Below are 15,120 nucleotides of genomic sequence, written 5' to 3'. Positions count from 1 at the left end.
GATGAACCGTGCACGGTGGCGGTACGCGGTCACGTCGGTCCCGGTCATGGCGCTCGCGCTGACGGCCTGTGGCGGCAGCGGCGGCGCGGACGCCGCTTCCGACGGCAAGCTGACGGTCTGGATGATGACCGGCGGCCCCGGTGACAACGCGCTCATCAAGGACGTCAACGCCGCGTTCGCCAAGCAGCACCCCGACATGAAGGTCGACGTCCAGATCCAGCAGTGGGACGGCATCGCCACGAAGATCACCACGGCGCTGGCCAGCGGGAATCCGCCGGACATCGTGGAGATGGGCAATACGCAGACCCCGCTTCAGACGTACTCCGGGGGCCTCGCCGACCTCACCGCCGAGAAGGCCGGCTTCGAGAACTCGGCGAAGTGGCTGGCGGGGCTGTCCGGCCCGTCCCAGTACGACGGCAAGCTCTACGCCACACCGCTCTACGGCGGCACGAAGGTCGTCATGTACAACAAGAAGCTCTTCGCCGACGCGGGCATCCAGCAGCCGCCGACGACGGTCGCCGAGCTCCAGGAGAACTGCGGGAAGCTGGCGGCGGCCAACAAGAAGACGGCGAATTTCTCCGGCTTCTACCTGCCGGGCCAGTACTGGTTCAACGGCATGCCGTTCCTGTTCGGCAAGGGCGGCACCATCGCCACGCAGAAGGACGGCACCTGGAAGGCCGAGATGTCCTCACCGGCCAACCAGGCGGGCCTCGCCGCGTGGCGCACCTTCCAGAACACCTGCTCCACCAAGTCCTCGGTCGGCGTCAACACCGACAGCCCCGACCAGGACCAGCTCTTCGCCGACGGCAAGGCCGCGATGGTCTACGTCAAGGCGTGGGAGCCCGCGGCGGTCCTGGAGAAGAACCCCGCGCTCAAGGACGACATCGGCTTCTTCGCGATGCCGGGCTACACCGCGGACAAGACCATGCCGGTGATCGTGTCCGGCTCGACCATCGGCATCGCGGCGAACAGCCCCGACAAGAAGGCCGCCCAGGACTGGCTGCGGATCATCACCGGCAAGCAGTTCCAGCAGAAGATGGCGCTCACCCTCAATCTGCTGCCGATCTCGCCGGACTTCACCCCGACCGGTGTTCCCGAGCAGTTGACCGTCGCGTCGAAGGCGGCGGAGATCAGTCAGCCGCTGCCGGGCAGTCCGGGCGAGGCGACGCTGGAGACCGAGCGGTACAACGAGCAGTTCTTCTCGAAGATCGCGGGCGGCGCCGATATCGCCAAGGCGTCCGCCGACTACGACAAGCACGCCACCGACGCATTCAACTCGCTCCACTAGGACCTCGGGGAACCCGATGGCAATGACCGAAAAGCGGAGCGCCCGGCGCGCTCCGACCGGTGTCCGCCCCCGGCCGCAGGCCCGGGGCGGCGCCGCCCGGCGGCGTCTGCTGCCGTGGGCGATGATCGCCCCCGCGGCTGTCGCGCTGCTGTTGATCCAGGGGTATCCCCTGCTCCGCCTGCTGGTGCTGTCCACGCAGGATTTCGGCCCCCGGTCGCTGTTCACCGGGCACGCCGATTTCGTGGGCGTCGACAATTTCACCCACCTGTTCTCCGACGCGGACTTCCGCTCGGTCCTGCTGCGCACGGTGGTCTTCACCGTGGTGTGCGTGGCACTGCTGATGGTGCTCGGATTCCTGATCGCGCATCTGCTGACCGGCGTCTCGGCGTGGGCCCGCGTGGTCACGACCGTGTCGCTGGTCCTGGTGTGGGCGATGCCGATGGTCGCGGCGACGCTGGTGTGGCAGTGGATGTACCAGCCGCAGTACGGGGTCGCGAACTGGCTGCTGACCAAGGTGCGGGTCTTCGGAGACCTCACCGCGTACGACTGGTTCTCCCACCCCCACCAGGCGCTCGGGCTCGTCATCCTGCTCACGGTCTGGAAGGGCCTGCCGTTCGTCGCGCTGACGCTCTTCGCGGCGCGCGGCCAGATATCCGAGTCGCTGTACGAGGCGGCGCGCCTGGACGGTGCGGGGACGCTACAGACATTCCGGCACATCACGATTCCGGTGCTGCGGCCGGTGCTGGCGATCCTGACCCTGCTGGAGGTCATCTGGTCGGTGAATTCGTTCACCCCGATCTGGGTGCTGACGCAAGGCGGGCCCGACGGGCAGACCACGACGCTCGGGGTGTACGCGTACATCACCGCCTTCAGCCGCAACGACTACGGCAGCGGCGCGACGATCGCGGTGGTGACCGTACTGATCCTCGCCGTGTTCTCCGTCGCCTACGTCCGCAGGACGGCGAAGCAGGGAGACGACCAGGGAGAGACGGCATGAGTATGCGCATGACCCCCGCGCGGCGCCGCCGCAGCGTCAACAACACGATCGCCGTGGTGATCTCCGCGGTGATGCTCTTCCCCGTCTACTGGATGGTGGCCACCGCGCTGAAGCCGCGCGGGAAGATCCTCAGCGCGGTGCCGCAGTTCATTCCTTGGCCGATCAGCCTGGGCAACTTCCAACGGGCCCTGGCCAAACCGCACTTCTGGGTGTTCGTGCGCAATTCGCTGACGGTGACCCTGTCGTCGGTGGTGCTGTCGCTGGTCATCGCGCTGTTCGCGGCGATCGCCCTAGCCCGTTTCCGGTTCGCGGGGCGGAAGGTGCTGCTGGCGATCCTCGTTCTGGTGCAGATGATTCCGGCGGCGGCCATGGTCATCCCGGTGTATCTGATGCTGCGCTCGATCAACGCGCTGGATTACGTACCCGGCCTGGTGCTGACGTACATGACGTTCGTGCTGCCGTTCACGATCTGGACGCTGCGCGGCTTCGTGGACGGGGTCCCGGTGGAACTGGAGGAGGCGGCGCTGGTCGACGGGTGCGGCCGGTTCCAGATGTACGTACGGGTGCTGCTGCCGCTGCTGATGCCGGGCATCGTCGCCACTTCCATCTTCGCGTTCGTCAACGCGTGGGACGACTATCTGTTCGCCTACGTGATCATGAAATCGCAGGGCAATTACACGCTCCCGGTGTGGCTGGTGTCGTTCAAGACGTCGGAGAGCGTCGATTACGGCGCGATGATCGCCGCCTCCACCATTTTCTCGCTGCCGGTCCTGGTCTTCTTCCTGCTGGTGCAGCGCCGTCTTGTCGGCGGTATGACCAGCGGCGCGGTCAAGGGATGACCCGCGTGCCGCGTTCCGGACCGGCTTTCGCTGTAGGGCTTACCGATCGAAGGAGTGAGGATTCCATGACCGAGCTGTCACGCCTTGCCCATGGCGTGCTGTTCCCCGCGCTGGGGCGCAAGACCGTGCCCCGGTGGGCCCGCGCCCGTGTCGAGGAGGGACTCGGCGGCTTCGTCCTGTTCGGCAAGGACATCGCCTCCGCCGAGCAGATCCGGCAGTTGACGTCCGACCTGCACGGCCTGCGTGAGCATGTGCTGCTGTCCGTCGACGAGGAGGGCGGTGACGTCAACCGGCTGGAGTCGTACGGGGGTACGTCGGTGCCCGGCAATCACGCGCTGGGGCGGCTGGACGATCCGGAGTCGACGCGTGAGGCGGCGTACCAGATCGGGCTGTCGCTGGTGGCGGCCGGTATCGACTGGGACCTGGCGCCAGCCGTCGACACGGCGGTCAATCCCCTGAGCCCGAACGGCATCCGCTGTTTCGGCGCAGACCGGACCCTGGTGGCCCGGCACGCCGCCGCGTGGGTGGAGGGTCTCCAGGCGGCGGGGGTGAGCGCGTGCGCCAAGCACTTCCCCGGCCACGGGCTGAGCTCCACCGACGCCCACCTGGGCACGCCCACCGTCGACCTCTCCCGCCAGGAGCTGGTCGACCACTATCTGGACCCGTTCCGAGCGGCGATCGCGGCGGGCGTCGACAGCATCATGGTCTCCCACGTGCTGCTGACGCAGCTCGACACGGTGCCCGCCACGATCAGCCCGGCGGTTCTGACGGGTCTGCTGCGCGGTGAGCTCGGGTACGACGGGGTCGTGATTACCGACGCGCTGGAGATGCGCGGCATCAGCGATGTGGCGGGGCTGCCGGAGGCGTCGGTCCGGGCGATCGCGGCGGGCGCGGACGCGCTGTGCCTGGGCGCGTGGGCGTTCGGCGACGACGTGGACGCGGCAGCCGCGGCCCTGGTCGCGGCGGTCGAGGACGGCAGGCTCCCGGAGGAGCGGCTGCGCGAGGCCAACGCCCGTATCGCCAAGCTCGGCACGCGCCCCAGGGCGACCGGCGCCGTGCACGACGACGCGGTGGGCGCGCGGCTGGCGCGCGAGGTGGTCGAGGTCCACGGCGACCCGGTGCTGCGCGGCCGGAAGGTGATGGTTGTCCGGCTGGACCCGACGCATTCGCCCGCTCAGGGCGGTGCGTCGTGGGGCATCGCGGAGCCGTTGCGGGCGGCGGGTCTTGAGGTGGAGTCGGTGGCGGTGGCCGGTGACACGTACAACGCGGAGGGAGTGATCAGGGCCGAGATCGGCCTGTACCTGGACGAGTTCGGGCCGGACGCCGACGTCGTGCTGCTGGTCCGCAGCCCGCACCGCTTCCCCTGGCAGCGGCCGGTCCTGGACGAGGTCCTGGCCCGGTGGCCGGAGTGCGTCGTGGTCGACATGGGCGTGCCGGGCGACGACTTCGGCGGATTCCGCGGCTGGGTGCGGACGTTCGGCGCCTCCGGGGTGTGTGCGCGGGCTGCGGTGGACGTGCTGCTGGCGGCCGGGTGACCGGCGGCGGGCAGGTGCTGACCGGCGGGCGCTTCGTGCGGGCCGACGGCGGTGTGACACCGGGGTGGCTGCTGGTCCGCGATGGTCTGATCCATGCCATGGGCGAGGGCGGTCCGCCCCCGGTGCCGGAGCCGGTGGTGGATCTGCGGGGGCGGCTGGTCGTGCCGGGATTCGTCGATCCGCACTGTCACGGTGGGGCGGGCCGTTCGGTCTACACCGGCAACGCCGACGACGTGCGGATCGCCGCGGCCGGGCACCTCGCCCGCGGCACCACGTCGATGCTCGCGTCGGTGGCCAGCCTCGCCCTGCCCGCGATGGAGGCGGCGGCGCGCGCGGTCGCCTCGGTCATCGACGACGGATCCGCGCCCAACGTGGTGGGCATCCATTTCGAGGGGCCGTTCCTGTCGCCGGGCCGCCGCGGCGCGCAGAGCCCGGACGCGCTGCGGGCGCCGGACCGTGCGGTGGTCGAGCGACTGCTGGCCGCGGCCGGGGGCCACGCGGTGTCGATGACGGTGGCTCCGGAACTGCCCGGTGCGCTGGAGCTGATCAGGGAGTACGCCGATCGTCTCGTGATCAGCCTCGGCCACACCGAAGCGTCCGCGGCGGTCTTCGCGCGGGCGGCCGGTGCGGGCGCCCGCGCGGTGACCCACCTGTTCAACGCGATGCCCCCGCTGGACCACCGGGAACCGGGCCCCGTCGCGGCGGCGCTCCTGGACCCCCGGCTGTCCTGCGAGCTGATCGTCGACGGCCACCACCTGGCCGACGACACGGTGCGCCTGGCCCACCGCACCGCAGGCGCCGACCGCCTGCTCCTGGTCAGCGACGCGATGCCGGCGGCGGGCATGGGCGACGGGACGTACCGTTTCGCGGACCGTGAGGTGACGGTGTCGGGAGGCGCGGCCCGGCTGTGCGGCACGGACACTCTCGCGGGTTCGACGCTCTTCGTTTCCCGCGCGTTCGGTCGCTCGGTCACTACGGTGGGTCTGCCGCTCGCGGACGCCGTCCGCATGTCGTCCACCACCCCGGCCCGGCTGCTGGGCCTGTCCGACCGCGGCGCCCTGCGCCCGGGCCTGCGGGCGGACTTGGTCGAGCTGGACGCGTCCCTGTCCCCGTCCCGTGTCTGGCTGGGGGGCCGCCCGGTCCTGCCCGGCGGCGGCGCGGGCCGGTAGGGGAGTTCGGTGGGCGGGCGCCCGGTGCCGGTCCGGGTGCCCGCGTGCTGGGTCCGATGAGTTCGCCGTCGTCGAACGGTCTACCCAGCGACACGACCGTTCTCGACAGGAGTGCCATGTCCACCATCCAGCCCGTGATCGTGACCGCGAACCAGGACGTTCTGCTCGGCTTCTATACGCAGTTGTTCGGCGCTGCGGAGATCTTCCGGGAGCCGGCGGAAGGCCCGGCCTTCTACCTCGGCTTGCGCATCGGCGACACCGACCTCGGGCTGGTGGCCAAGACGGACCCGGGTACACCTGCGGCGCCGCGGATCCTGCTCAGCATCGGTGTCGCCGACGTCGATGAGACGCTCGGGCGGGTGGAGGCGCTGGGCGGCTCGGTCCGCGGCGGCCCCACCGACATGCCGTGGGGACAACGCGTCGCCCATATCTCAGATCCTGACGGTAATCCGGTGAATCTCACCCAGCCGGTCCCGGCGTGCTGAGGCTGCTGTGGGGTGTGTTGTTGTTGTGGTGGTGGTTGTCGTATTTGATTCGCGGTGGGTGGTGCTGTGCGCGGCGTCCCGTGGCTTCGTGATGTGGGGCGGTATCTGTGCGGGTCAGGGGATGGGGCGGCCGGTGAGTGTGTCAGAAAGCCGGGCGGTGCGGTCCGCCCTGCGGCACCGTCCCGGGACAGCATTCTCCTGATGGAGAAAAGGGGTATGACAGCACTGAATGTACGAGGCCGCGTCGGCGGCGATCGGCGTGCTCGCTCTGGTGTGCGGGGCGTTCATCGTGGGTCCCGCACAGAGCGCTTCCGCCGCGGGCTGCGGGAGTTGGGGCAGCACCGGCACGGCCGGGGACGTCGCGCGGGCCTCTACGCACGGGGAGGAATGCGCCCCGGGGCAGCCGCAGGGTCCAGATCGGCGTCACCGTCGCGGACACCAAGGGCGATGGCAAGGGGGCCTGCGTGCAGTTCCGCGCCACGTATGGCGACGGTGGGACCGGGATGAGTGGGTGTACGTCGCGGGGGCCGGCCACACCCTGGACACGTCTTTCAGCTATGCCTCCAGCGTGCGCAAGATCTGGGTCCGGTAGGGCGTGGGCAACAACGGTAGGTGCACCCGGATGGCCGGGGGCGTGCACATGGTCCGGCCCAAGTAGCAGGGGCCCGTTTCCCCGGTGGGCGCGGCAGCGTCGCCCGCCCGGATCTCGCCGAGTGCCAGGGGCCGGACTCCGGGGCCTGGTCCCTGCCGCCGTCTCCCCGTACGCCGACCGTGGCGTTCGTTGCCCGGCAGGTCGCCCGTGAGGAGGAGAGGCTCGGCCGCGACGGGTCGGGCCAGTGTCCCGGTCCGGCACCAGCGCTCCCAGGGCACCGCCTGCTTCGTGGCTTTCCGGCTCCGGCAGGATGGGGGCATGCTCATTGTGATCGGCGGACTCCCCGGCACCGGCAAGACCACCCTGGCCCGGCTGGCTGCGGCGCGCATCGGCGCGGTCCACCTGCGTATCGACACCATCGAACAGGCCATCGTCCGCTCGGGTCTGGCACAGCACCCCGTCGGACCGGCGGGCTACGTCATCGGATACGCCCTGGCCGAGGAACATCTCGGGCAAGGACTGACCGTGATCGCGGAATCCGTGAACCCCATGGCGGTCACCCGCGACAGCTGGCAGAGCGCGGGGACCCGGGCGGCCGTCCCCGTCGTCGAAGTGGAAGTCATCTGCTCGGACCCTGCCGAGCACCGCGAGCGCGTGACCACACGATCGATCGACATCCCCGACCTGCCCCTGCCCGACTGGCAGCAGGTCCTCAACCGCGACTACGAGCCGTGGAACCGCGAACACCTCGTCATCGACACCGCCGGACAGGACCCGCAGCAGTCACTCGCCCTGCTCCTTCACCATCTTGATCGCTCCGGCGGGATGCCAACCGAGGCCACCGAAGGCTGACGCACCGCGCTATGTCATGACCGGCTCAGCAACGGGCTCCTACCTTGTTTTTTAACCAGTTCGCCAGGGTTTGGTGCCGACCTTGTGGTGGGCCGGTCGTTGGTATGCCTCGCTGCCGGTGAGGACTCGTCCCACGTCGTGGCGCGGCGAGAGCCGGCGGTTTTTCGGGCCGGGCGGCCTTCCGGGGCCGGGGCTGACGGGTTTCGGTGCGCTGGCCGGCGAACCGGTTCTCGTGCGGAAGTTTTGGAACCCTCGCCTGGACGCGGGCCGGGGTGAGCCTGTGCGGTGGTGCTGGCTTCTCCCGCGGCCTGCGCAGGTCGGTGGCGAGCGGTCGGGCGAGGCGGAGTTGGGTGTGGGCGGCGATGATCAGCCAGGTCCGGCGGTCGGCGGCGGCCGAGTCGCGCAGTCGGGCCCAGGTCCAGCCGAGGGTCTGCTTGAGCACGCGGAAGGTGTGCTCGACGTCGAATCTGCGGAGGAACGCCTGCCAGTAGCGGTCGACGTCGCCCGCGGTGGCGCCGGTGCGTGACCACCACAGCCAGACAGGCTTGTTCACCCTGCCGGACGGCAACTGCTCGACCGTCAGGCGGATGACGGTGCCCTCGATGATCGGCAGTGGTCCGTTGTGGTCGAGCCATGCGGCCCACTGGGTCAGCCTGGGGTGCAGCCGGTCCCACGCCTGGGCGGCTGCCGTGCCGTGGTGCCGGGTGTCGGTGACGGCCTACTTCTGGCCCCAGGTGGCGGGGTCGCCGAAGACGAACTCCCCGCCGTGCTTGGGCAGCCGGTCGCCCTTCGGGTGTGCCCGGTAGAACTCCTCCCACGAGGGTGCCGGCCGACGCATCACCCGGTCCGAACGGGGTCGGCCCAGGATCTCGACCGGCAGACCGGACAGCGGGTAGGCGATGCGCGGCGCGTCTAGCCGGCGTCCGGAACGATCAGGATGTCCGGATCCCCTTCACCCCACTGACCTGCGGCGATGAGGCGCTCGATGACCTCACGGACCTGGGCGGCGGTAGTGGCGGCAAGGTCGACGCCGGGGGGTGGGACGGACCGCGTCCAGGAGGGCGGACCAGGAGGTGCAGCCGGTCTCCAGCGCGACGATGACCGAGTACGGCCAACCGGGCATCATCTGATGCATCGCGCCGCCGCGGCCGTAGGCGTGGCAGAACGAGCGGTCCGGCACGGTGCCGGCGTCCGGCCGCAGCCACGGTGAAACGTCGACGGCCAGGACCAGCCGCCCGCCGGCCGCTCGCGGCAACGGCACCCCGGCCAGAGCCCGCAGCCGGGCGACATCGAGCCCGCCGCGGTTCAGCCCGGCGTAGAGGGAAGCGGGACCCCGGCGATGCTCCGGCGCCATGGCGAGATCGATCAGCGACCGCACCGGTCCGTCGGTGCACAGCACCGCGTCGGCCAGGTCGAACAGCGCGTCGGCACGGGCGGTCAGGCAGTCCTGGAAGTCCGTCCGGAACCGGGACAACCCAGCCAGGGACTCGACGCGGACAGCGTCGTGCAGCAGCCTCACCTCGCGGCCTTGGCATGATCGACAACGCACATGATCACACCAAGGCTGCGCCACTTTCCGGAAAAGGTGGAAACGCTCCTGGCGCTGGCAGGAGACCGTCAGGCACAGACCAGTGATGCGCGGATTCGAGCGATGCCGCGCAGGATCTCGTCCCGATTCTTCGCGCGCTTGATCCACAGTGGCAGACGGGCGACCAACGTCATCTTCTTCCCTGTGTCGTACCAGGGCGCTCGTTCGCGCAGCGACGCTTGGACGAAGCGCCGCAGCAAGTCGAGGTGTTCCAGGTCGTAGGCCCACAACCACCCGTGTCGAGTCTCAATTTGGAGCCACAACGGCACGCCGAAGTATGGATCCGTCGCTGGCGCGGCGGTGCCCCGGGAGAGGGCGACAGCACGGCCGCTCCACAGCCGTGACAAGCCGCAGCTACGGCAGATCAGACGCCTTGGCCTGAACAGGGTCCGACCTCCGCAGCCAGAGCTGTCGGCCGCTGGAATGACAAGGGCGGCTTTCGCGCAGGCAGGGCATCGCACCATGATCGAGCTAAGGAAGTCGTACTTGGTGCTGCGCGGATCTCGGAACCGACCGGAGGACGAGGCCATGCAGTGAGTATGCAACTGCCCACGGAGCTAGCGCACCCCGATTCGACGCCTCGTGTGCGACCCCCTGCCATCCCCGCCGAGAGCCACGCGAAGGTTGAACAACAAGCGTACGGCGAGTGTGGGCCGCCGCAGGTCGGGCTTCCTGGCTGTGGATTGACCGGGATCAAGCCACGGCGAGCCCGGAAGCGACAGTTCACGACACGCTAATTTTGCGGCACCCCAACAGCAGAGGAGAGCCCCGTGGGCAAGGTGGTCATGTACAGCTCGGTGTCGGTGGACGGCTTCGTCGCCGACGACAAAGACCAGCCCGGACCGCTGTTCGACTGGCTGTCCAGCGGTGACGTCCCGCTGGACGAGAGCGGCGTGCTGACGGTGTCGCAGGCGTCCTACGACTACATCCGGCCGTACTGGGACCAGATCGGAGTCACCGTCGTCGGCCGCCACGTCTTCGACCTGACGGACGGCTGGGACGGGAAGCCGCCGAGCGGGATCGACCACGTGGTCGTCGTGACCCACCGGCCGACGCCCGAGGGCTGGGACCCCAAGGCGCCCTTCCACTTCGTCGGCGGCGTCGAGGCAGCCGTGGCCAAGGCACAGGAGCTCGCGGGTGACCGCCTGGTCGAGGTCGCCGCCGGCGACGTCGGTGGCCAGGTGCTCGCCGCCGGCCTGGTCGACGAGGTCCGCATGGACGTCGTACCCGTCGTGTTCGGCTCCGGCAAGCGCTACTTCGGTTCGGCCCCCGCGCAGCACCTGTTGGAAGACCCTGACGTGGTGATCCAGGGCAACCGCGTCCTTCACCTGCGCTATCAGGTGCGCCGCTGACCGACCTAACCGGACTCCGCGAAGAAGTCCACCGCGATCGAACACACACAGGGCGCCCCCTCGTGGCCAGACACAATGCGGTCCCCAATGCCGGGAGTTGAGTCTGTCGCCTCGTCCGGTGCCTGCGGCTGAATCTCTTGGGAGGGGGGCTGTCTGCTGTGCGGAGGCGCGGTTTGTCCGAGGGAAGGGTGGTTCGCGGGGTCGTCGTCCGGCGCGGTGTATCTGCTCTGGGAGTCGTTGCGTGCCGAACTGGGTGTGCACGGGGCACTGTCCGTCGAACGACTCGGGGCCAAGGCGGCGGCGCTGTCCGGTGCCCGCGTGACCCTCCAGCAGGAACGACGGTGCCTGCAGGCCCGACACCCCGAGTGGCCGGCCGCTTCCCAAGGCGGATCCCGGCTGGCTGGTGGCCGGGGCATGGTATGCGCGCCCGGCCGCTGTCCGCTGTGTGGCCGTTGTGCGTTCCTTGTCGGGTTCTGCAGTGCGGGGCGGGTGCCCTTTGTCGGCGGATCGTCTGGGGCTGTGCGCGGAGTTGTTGGCCGGCGGGCTTGGGGTGCCAGGGCGTGCTGGGCGTGGGTGCCGGTGTCAGACCGGCCCGAGGGCCTCGTCGCGGGTCCTGAGGGTGTGGACGTCCTGCCCGGCGGCGTCGGCCACGCTGGCGATCTCCCCGCGGGGCGCAGGGGGCAGCGTGGTGGGTAGACCGTTTCGATGGTGCCGGAGCGGATCTTGCCGTCCACCGGGTTGACGTTGCTGCCGTGGAGGGTGACGGAGTCCTGCGGTGCGTCCTTCCCCGTGGTTTCCCGGGGGTTCGCCAGCGGTTTGGGGGTCAGGTGCGGGGGCATCCGGCCGCTATGGCCGATGAGACGACTGGAACACCCGCCGAAGACCACCTCCTCCTCAGCGTCGACACCAACGGTGACGGAAAACCCGACGTATGGATGACCGACACCACCGGTGACGGCAAGCCCGACCTCTACCAGTTCGACACGACCGGTGACGGCGCGGTGGACGTGACCATCGTTGAAGAGCCCGGTGCGGGGGAAGCGGGACGCACCGTCATCGAAGGCGACGGAGGCCACCCCGTCTCTTCCTGACTGTCGTGCCTGCCCCGCCCCCTGTGTTCCCGGGGGCGGGGCAGGCTGGTGTGATGCGGGGTGCGGGGTCTGCCTCGTGCTGCGCGTGGTCGCTCTGGCCGCCCGGAGGCGGCAGGCCGGTCACCCGTGCGGCCTTCCTCCTGGGCCGCGACCCCAGCGGTCTGCGCCGCTCGCTTGCCGAACTTCGTCGAGTTTCTGCTGCCGCGCCGCCGTCACCGACGCGCGGGGGTGCGGGCGCGGACGGCCTGCCGTGCCCTGCTTGTTCGGGCCATGTCTGGTACGCGGCTCGCGGTGGGCTGCTGTCCTGCTCCGGGCTGTGTCCGGTATGCGGCTGCCCCTGTGTCGTGGGCGCCCCGCGGCAAGGATGTCGCCGTGCGCCGGGTGTGCGAGGTGCGCCGGGACGGGGCGACAGCGCGGGGTGAAGATGGCCGCGTCGTCGGGCGGCGGGTCGATCCGCCGGATCGCCGGCCGCCTGCCCCCCGGGAACCTGGGCCGCCCGGTGCGCGCGGGCCTGCGGGGTGCCGCGGGGCGGCGGCTTCGGCGCATCGCCTCCGGGGGCTTCCGGGAGGTCTGCTTCAGGGGTCCGCGGTCCGCCGCGCGGCGGACCCTGAGGCACAGTCCACAGGCATCGGTTCCGTCGGGCTCGGCTTCCAGTAGCCGGCCCGTGTGGGCCATCGGCTGCCGGGCCCGCACGGGCGCGGCGTGTTGTCTCCGGGGCGGGCGGGGCGGGACGTACCTGTCGGGGTATGACACGACGCACACGAACAGTCACAACGGTGGGCCTGGCCGCGGCCGTCTGCGCGATGACGGCCGGGGCTGGCCTCGCACGGGCGCACGCCGGGACAGCGCCGGGGACGGCCGGGGACCGGGGTCTCGTGGTCTCGATGGGTGACAGCTTCATCTCGGGTGAAGCGGGGCGCTGGCAGGGCAACAGCACCGCGGTGACCGGCAGCCGGAACGGCACCGACCGGGCCTACCGGAACGGGGCCTACCTGCCCGCGCTGGTGTACGGGGCAAGCTACGCCGACCACTGCAACCGTTCCGACTCGGCGGAGATCGACAATGCGCCGTTCACCGACGGCGTCCCCGAACGCGTCAACTTCGCCTGCTCCGGCGCCCTGGCCAGGGCCGTGTACGCGAAGGCGGACGGCGGAGAGCGGTTCAAGGGCGAAGAGCCGCAGGCGGACCAGTTGCGCGCGGTGGCCGCCGGGCACCGGGTGAGGCTGATCGCGTTGTCCGTCGGCGGCAACGACATCGGCTTCTCGGACGTCATCCTCGCGTGCGCCAAGGAGTTCCTGAAGCCGGGCAGCAGCCACACCTGCGCCGCCGCCCAGCAGAAGGCGGTGGAAGGCCGCTTCGCCCGGATGCGCGAGGAGGCCGGCAGAGCCGTGGACAGCATCCGTGCGGTGATGCGCCAGGCGGGACAGCAGGACGGCTCCTACCGGCTCGTCCTGCAGTCCTACCCCTCCCCGCTGCCCGACGCCGCCCGGAACCGGTACCCGGCCAGGGGCTACAAGCGCTTCACCACGGGCGGCTGCCCGTTCTCCGACACCGACCTCGACTGGGCGCACGACACCCTGGTGCCCGAGATGACCGCGGAACTCGCACAGGTGGCCACCGCGCGGCACACCGAATTCCTCGACCTGTCAGCGGCCTTCCAGGGCAGGGAGGTCTGTGCCGACCAGGCCCGCCAGGCGACCGCGGGCGAACCGCCCGCCCCCGCCGCCAGTGAGTGGGTCCGCTTCCTGGTCACCGGGCTCGCACAGGGCGAGCGCCAGGAGAGCCTGCACCCGGACTTCTACGGCCAGCTCGCCCTGGGCCGCTGCCTGGCCCTGGCCGCCGGCGAACAGCAGAGCGAAGGACACTTCCGCTGCGCCAACACCGCCGACAAGGGCCCCGAAGCGATGACGCTCGCACACGAGTAGCACCGCGCCCGGGCGGCAGCTGTCAGTCGGCCGGTGACGAGCGGGGGCCGCACGGCCGGCAGGACCCCGCCGCCGACGCCGCCGGCCAGGTCCGCCCCGCGGCCGGCGGCCCCTGGAGTTCCTGCGGCTGGCCTCCGCACCGGGTGGCCGCGGCGGCCCGGCCCTTCCCCAGGGCCGGCGTCAGCGCCGACGCCGGCCTCCTTGACGCCTGCCGGACGTCAAGAGCGCTGCGGCACCGCACCCGACGGCAGACTCTTCCGCGCAGTACGCGGCGGACGCGTCCGCTCCACCGAATACTGCGGCATCTGGCAAGACGCCTGACAGGACACACTGCACGCACAGGATGTAGAAAGCCTTTTTGCCGAGGTCCACTACCGCCTACGCCACGCGGGCATCTCTTTGTGGATCACCGCCGGGATCCCACCCGCCGAAGCCGCCCGGCGTGCCGGGCACAGCCTCACCGTTCTCTACCGCGTCTACGCCAAACCGCTCCAGGGCTACCAGCAAGAGGCCAACCAGCTCATCGCAGCCGCTATGCATGAGATTCAACGGTGAATCGTGGATACGCGGATGTACTAGCGCCCGCGCACACGGCCGCAATCATGATGACGATCCGCGAGCACATCCGCCCGTTGCTCATCTGCCTGGTCGGGTGTGGCGACGGCAATGGTGAGCGCTATGGGCAGTGAAGATCTCCAGTACGTAGCTGAAGGACTGCGCCTCACGCCGACGGTCTCGGCATGAGGCCATCGGCGTGAGGCGCGATGAATGAACGTGGCGCGTGCCATGCTGACTGACGAGGGCCTTCTTGCGGGGCGGGAGCCCAAGCAAAGATCCGGTCGGCGGGTTCCTCTTGGCGTCCTTGTCAGGACGCCAAGAGGAACCCGCGGGTACGAGGTCCGGTTGGACGACGCGGTCAGAGCAGGACGGAGTACATGTTCCAGCCGGTGCCGACCTGGACCCGGCGCGCGTAGGGCGCCTTGGGGTCGCCGGTGCCGCGGTAGTACCAGAGTTTCCCTGCGGAGTCGGCGGCCAGCAGATCGGGGTGTCCGTCGCCGGTCATGTCGCCGACGCCGACGATGCGGCTGTAGGTGTTCCAGCCGGGACCGACCTGCGTGCGGCGCGTGTACGGGTCCGAGGTCCTGCCGGTGCCGCCGTAGTACCAGAGGGTTCCGTTGTGGTCGCGGGCGATGAGGTCGGGGTGTCCGTCGCCGTTGACGTCACCTGCGCCGACGATGGTGGTGTAGGTGTTCCAGCCGGGTCCGACCAGGGTCCGCCGTGCGAAGGGCGCCTTGGCATCGCCCGTGCTGCGGTAGTACCAGAGGGTTCCGTTGTGGTCGCGGGCGATGAGGTCGGGGTGTCCGTCGCCGTTGACGTCACCTGCGCCGACGATGGTGGTGTAGGTGT

General features: G+C 70.2%; 12 protein-coding genes and 1 pseudogene. 10 read left to right on the top strand and 3 right to left on the bottom strand.

Annotated features, from left to right (window positions below):
- Position 1 precedes the first annotated feature (1 nt).
- The 7 genes from ACZ37P_RS36270 (at position 2) to ACZ37P_RS36240 (ending at position 7,757) form a co-directional block, all read left to right on the top strand.
- Entirely contained in the window at positions 2 to 1,288 is a 1,287-nt protein-coding gene (locus ACZ37P_RS36270; RefSeq protein WP_391051737.1) for an extracellular solute-binding protein, read from the top strand.
- 16 nt (positions 1,289 to 1,304) lie between these two features.
- A complete protein-coding gene (locus ACZ37P_RS36265; RefSeq protein WP_355343472.1) occupies positions 1,305 to 2,285 on the top strand; it encodes a carbohydrate ABC transporter permease in 981 nt (326 codons plus the stop codon).
- On the top strand, positions 2,282 to 3,124 hold the full coding sequence (locus ACZ37P_RS36260) for a carbohydrate ABC transporter permease (protein ID WP_467350693.1): 843 nt from the start codon (positions 2,282 to 2,284) through the stop codon (positions 3,122 to 3,124). The genes ACZ37P_RS36265 and ACZ37P_RS36260 overlap by 4 nt, the downstream gene beginning before the upstream one ends.
- Positions 3,125 to 3,189: 65 nt before the next feature.
- A complete protein-coding gene (locus ACZ37P_RS36255; RefSeq protein WP_355343465.1) occupies positions 3,190 to 4,659 on the top strand; it encodes a glycoside hydrolase family 3 protein in 1,470 nt (489 codons plus the stop codon).
- Positions 4,656 to 5,828, top strand: a complete 1,173-nt coding sequence (gene nagA, locus ACZ37P_RS36250) for an N-acetylglucosamine-6-phosphate deacetylase (RefSeq protein ID WP_467350690.1) — start codon at positions 4,656 to 4,658, stop codon at positions 5,826 to 5,828. The genes ACZ37P_RS36255 and nagA overlap by 4 nt, the downstream gene beginning before the upstream one ends.
- A 116-nt stretch (positions 5,829 to 5,944) precedes the next feature.
- A complete protein-coding gene (locus tag ACZ37P_RS36245) occupies positions 5,945 to 6,313 on the top strand; it encodes a VOC family protein (protein ID WP_467350688.1) in 369 nt (122 codons plus the stop codon).
- Between the two features lie 910 nt (positions 6,314 to 7,223).
- Positions 7,224 to 7,757: a P-loop nucleotide/nucleoside kinase family protein gene (locus ACZ37P_RS36240; RefSeq protein WP_467350686.1), complete on the top strand. Its 534-nt coding sequence runs from the start codon at positions 7,224 to 7,226 to the stop codon at positions 7,755 to 7,757.
- A gap of 51 nt (positions 7,758 to 7,808) precedes the next feature.
- Here the strand turns inward: ACZ37P_RS36240 and ACZ37P_RS36235 are convergent.
- Both ACZ37P_RS36235 and ACZ37P_RS36230 read right to left on the bottom strand, forming a co-directional pair.
- Positions 7,809 to 9,276: pseudogene (locus ACZ37P_RS36235) on the bottom strand (NF041680 family putative transposase).
- Between the two features lie 98 nt (positions 9,277 to 9,374).
- Positions 9,375 to 9,875, bottom strand: a complete 501-nt coding sequence (locus ACZ37P_RS36230) for a hypothetical protein (protein ID WP_467350685.1) — start codon at positions 9,873 to 9,875, stop codon at positions 9,375 to 9,377.
- Positions 9,876 to 10,115: 240 nt separating this feature from the next.
- Here ACZ37P_RS36230 and ACZ37P_RS36225 point away from each other — a divergent pair, with 240 nt between their 5' ends.
- The 3 genes from ACZ37P_RS36225 to ACZ37P_RS36215 all read left to right on the top strand — a co-directional run bounded on the left by ACZ37P_RS36225 (position 10,116) and on the right by ACZ37P_RS36215 (position 13,713).
- The gene (locus tag ACZ37P_RS36225; protein WP_467350683.1) at positions 10,116 to 10,697 is read left to right on the top strand and encodes a dihydrofolate reductase family protein; all 582 of its coding nucleotides are present in this window, start codon (positions 10,116 to 10,118) and stop codon (positions 10,695 to 10,697) included.
- Between the two features lie 848 nt (positions 10,698 to 11,545).
- Complete coding sequence (locus tag ACZ37P_RS36220; RefSeq protein WP_355343450.1) at positions 11,546 to 11,788, top strand: hypothetical protein; 243 nt, start codon at positions 11,546 to 11,548, stop codon at positions 11,786 to 11,788.
- An 884-nt stretch (positions 11,789 to 12,672) separates the two neighbouring features.
- Positions 12,673 to 13,713: an SGNH/GDSL hydrolase family protein gene (locus tag ACZ37P_RS36215; protein WP_467350681.1), complete on the top strand. Its 1,041-nt coding sequence runs from the start codon at positions 12,673 to 12,675 to the stop codon at positions 13,711 to 13,713.
- Positions 13,714 to 14,629: 916 nt separating this feature from the next.
- On the opposite strand, the gene ACZ37P_RS36210 is transcribed toward ACZ37P_RS36215, so the two are convergent.
- A partial coding sequence (locus ACZ37P_RS36210) for an FG-GAP repeat domain-containing protein (RefSeq protein ID WP_467350679.1) occupies positions 14,630 to 15,120 on the bottom strand: 491 nt, incomplete at its 5' end.

Source organism: Streptomyces sp. NPDC024632 (genome assembly GCF_055559175.1).
Note: the sequence above shows the minus strand (reverse complement) of the source record. Positions and strands in the feature narration are given on the sequence as shown.

Bases quoted from the DNA above. Each gene is read 5' to 3' on its own strand.
- ACZ37P_RS36270 (WP_391051737.1), top strand. From the start codon at position 2: ATGAACCGTGCACGGTGGCGGTACGCGGTCACGTCGGTCCCGGTCATG.
- ACZ37P_RS36265 (WP_355343472.1), top strand. From the start codon at position 1,305: ATGGCAATGACCGAAAAGCGGAGCGCCCGGCGCGCTCCGACCGGTGTC.
- ACZ37P_RS36260 (WP_467350693.1), top strand. From the start codon at position 2,282: ATGAGTATGCGCATGACCCCCGCGCGGCGCCGCCGCAGCGTCAACAAC.
- ACZ37P_RS36255 (WP_355343465.1), top strand. From the start codon at position 3,190: ATGACCGAGCTGTCACGCCTTGCCCATGGCGTGCTGTTCCCCGCGCTG.
- ACZ37P_RS36245 (WP_467350688.1), top strand. From the start codon at position 5,945: ATGTCCACCATCCAGCCCGTGATCGTGACCGCGAACCAGGACGTTCTG.
- ACZ37P_RS36240 (WP_467350686.1), top strand. From the start codon at position 7,224: ATGCTCATTGTGATCGGCGGACTCCCCGGCACCGGCAAGACCACCCTG.
- ACZ37P_RS36230 (WP_467350685.1), bottom strand. From the start codon at position 9,875: ATGGCCTCGTCCTCCGGTCGGTTCCGAGATCCGCGCAGCACCAAGTAC.
- ACZ37P_RS36220 (WP_355343450.1), top strand. From the start codon at position 11,546: ATGGCCGATGAGACGACTGGAACACCCGCCGAAGACCACCTCCTCCTC.
- ACZ37P_RS36215 (WP_467350681.1), top strand. From the start codon at position 12,673: ATGGGTGACAGCTTCATCTCGGGTGAAGCGGGGCGCTGGCAGGGCAAC.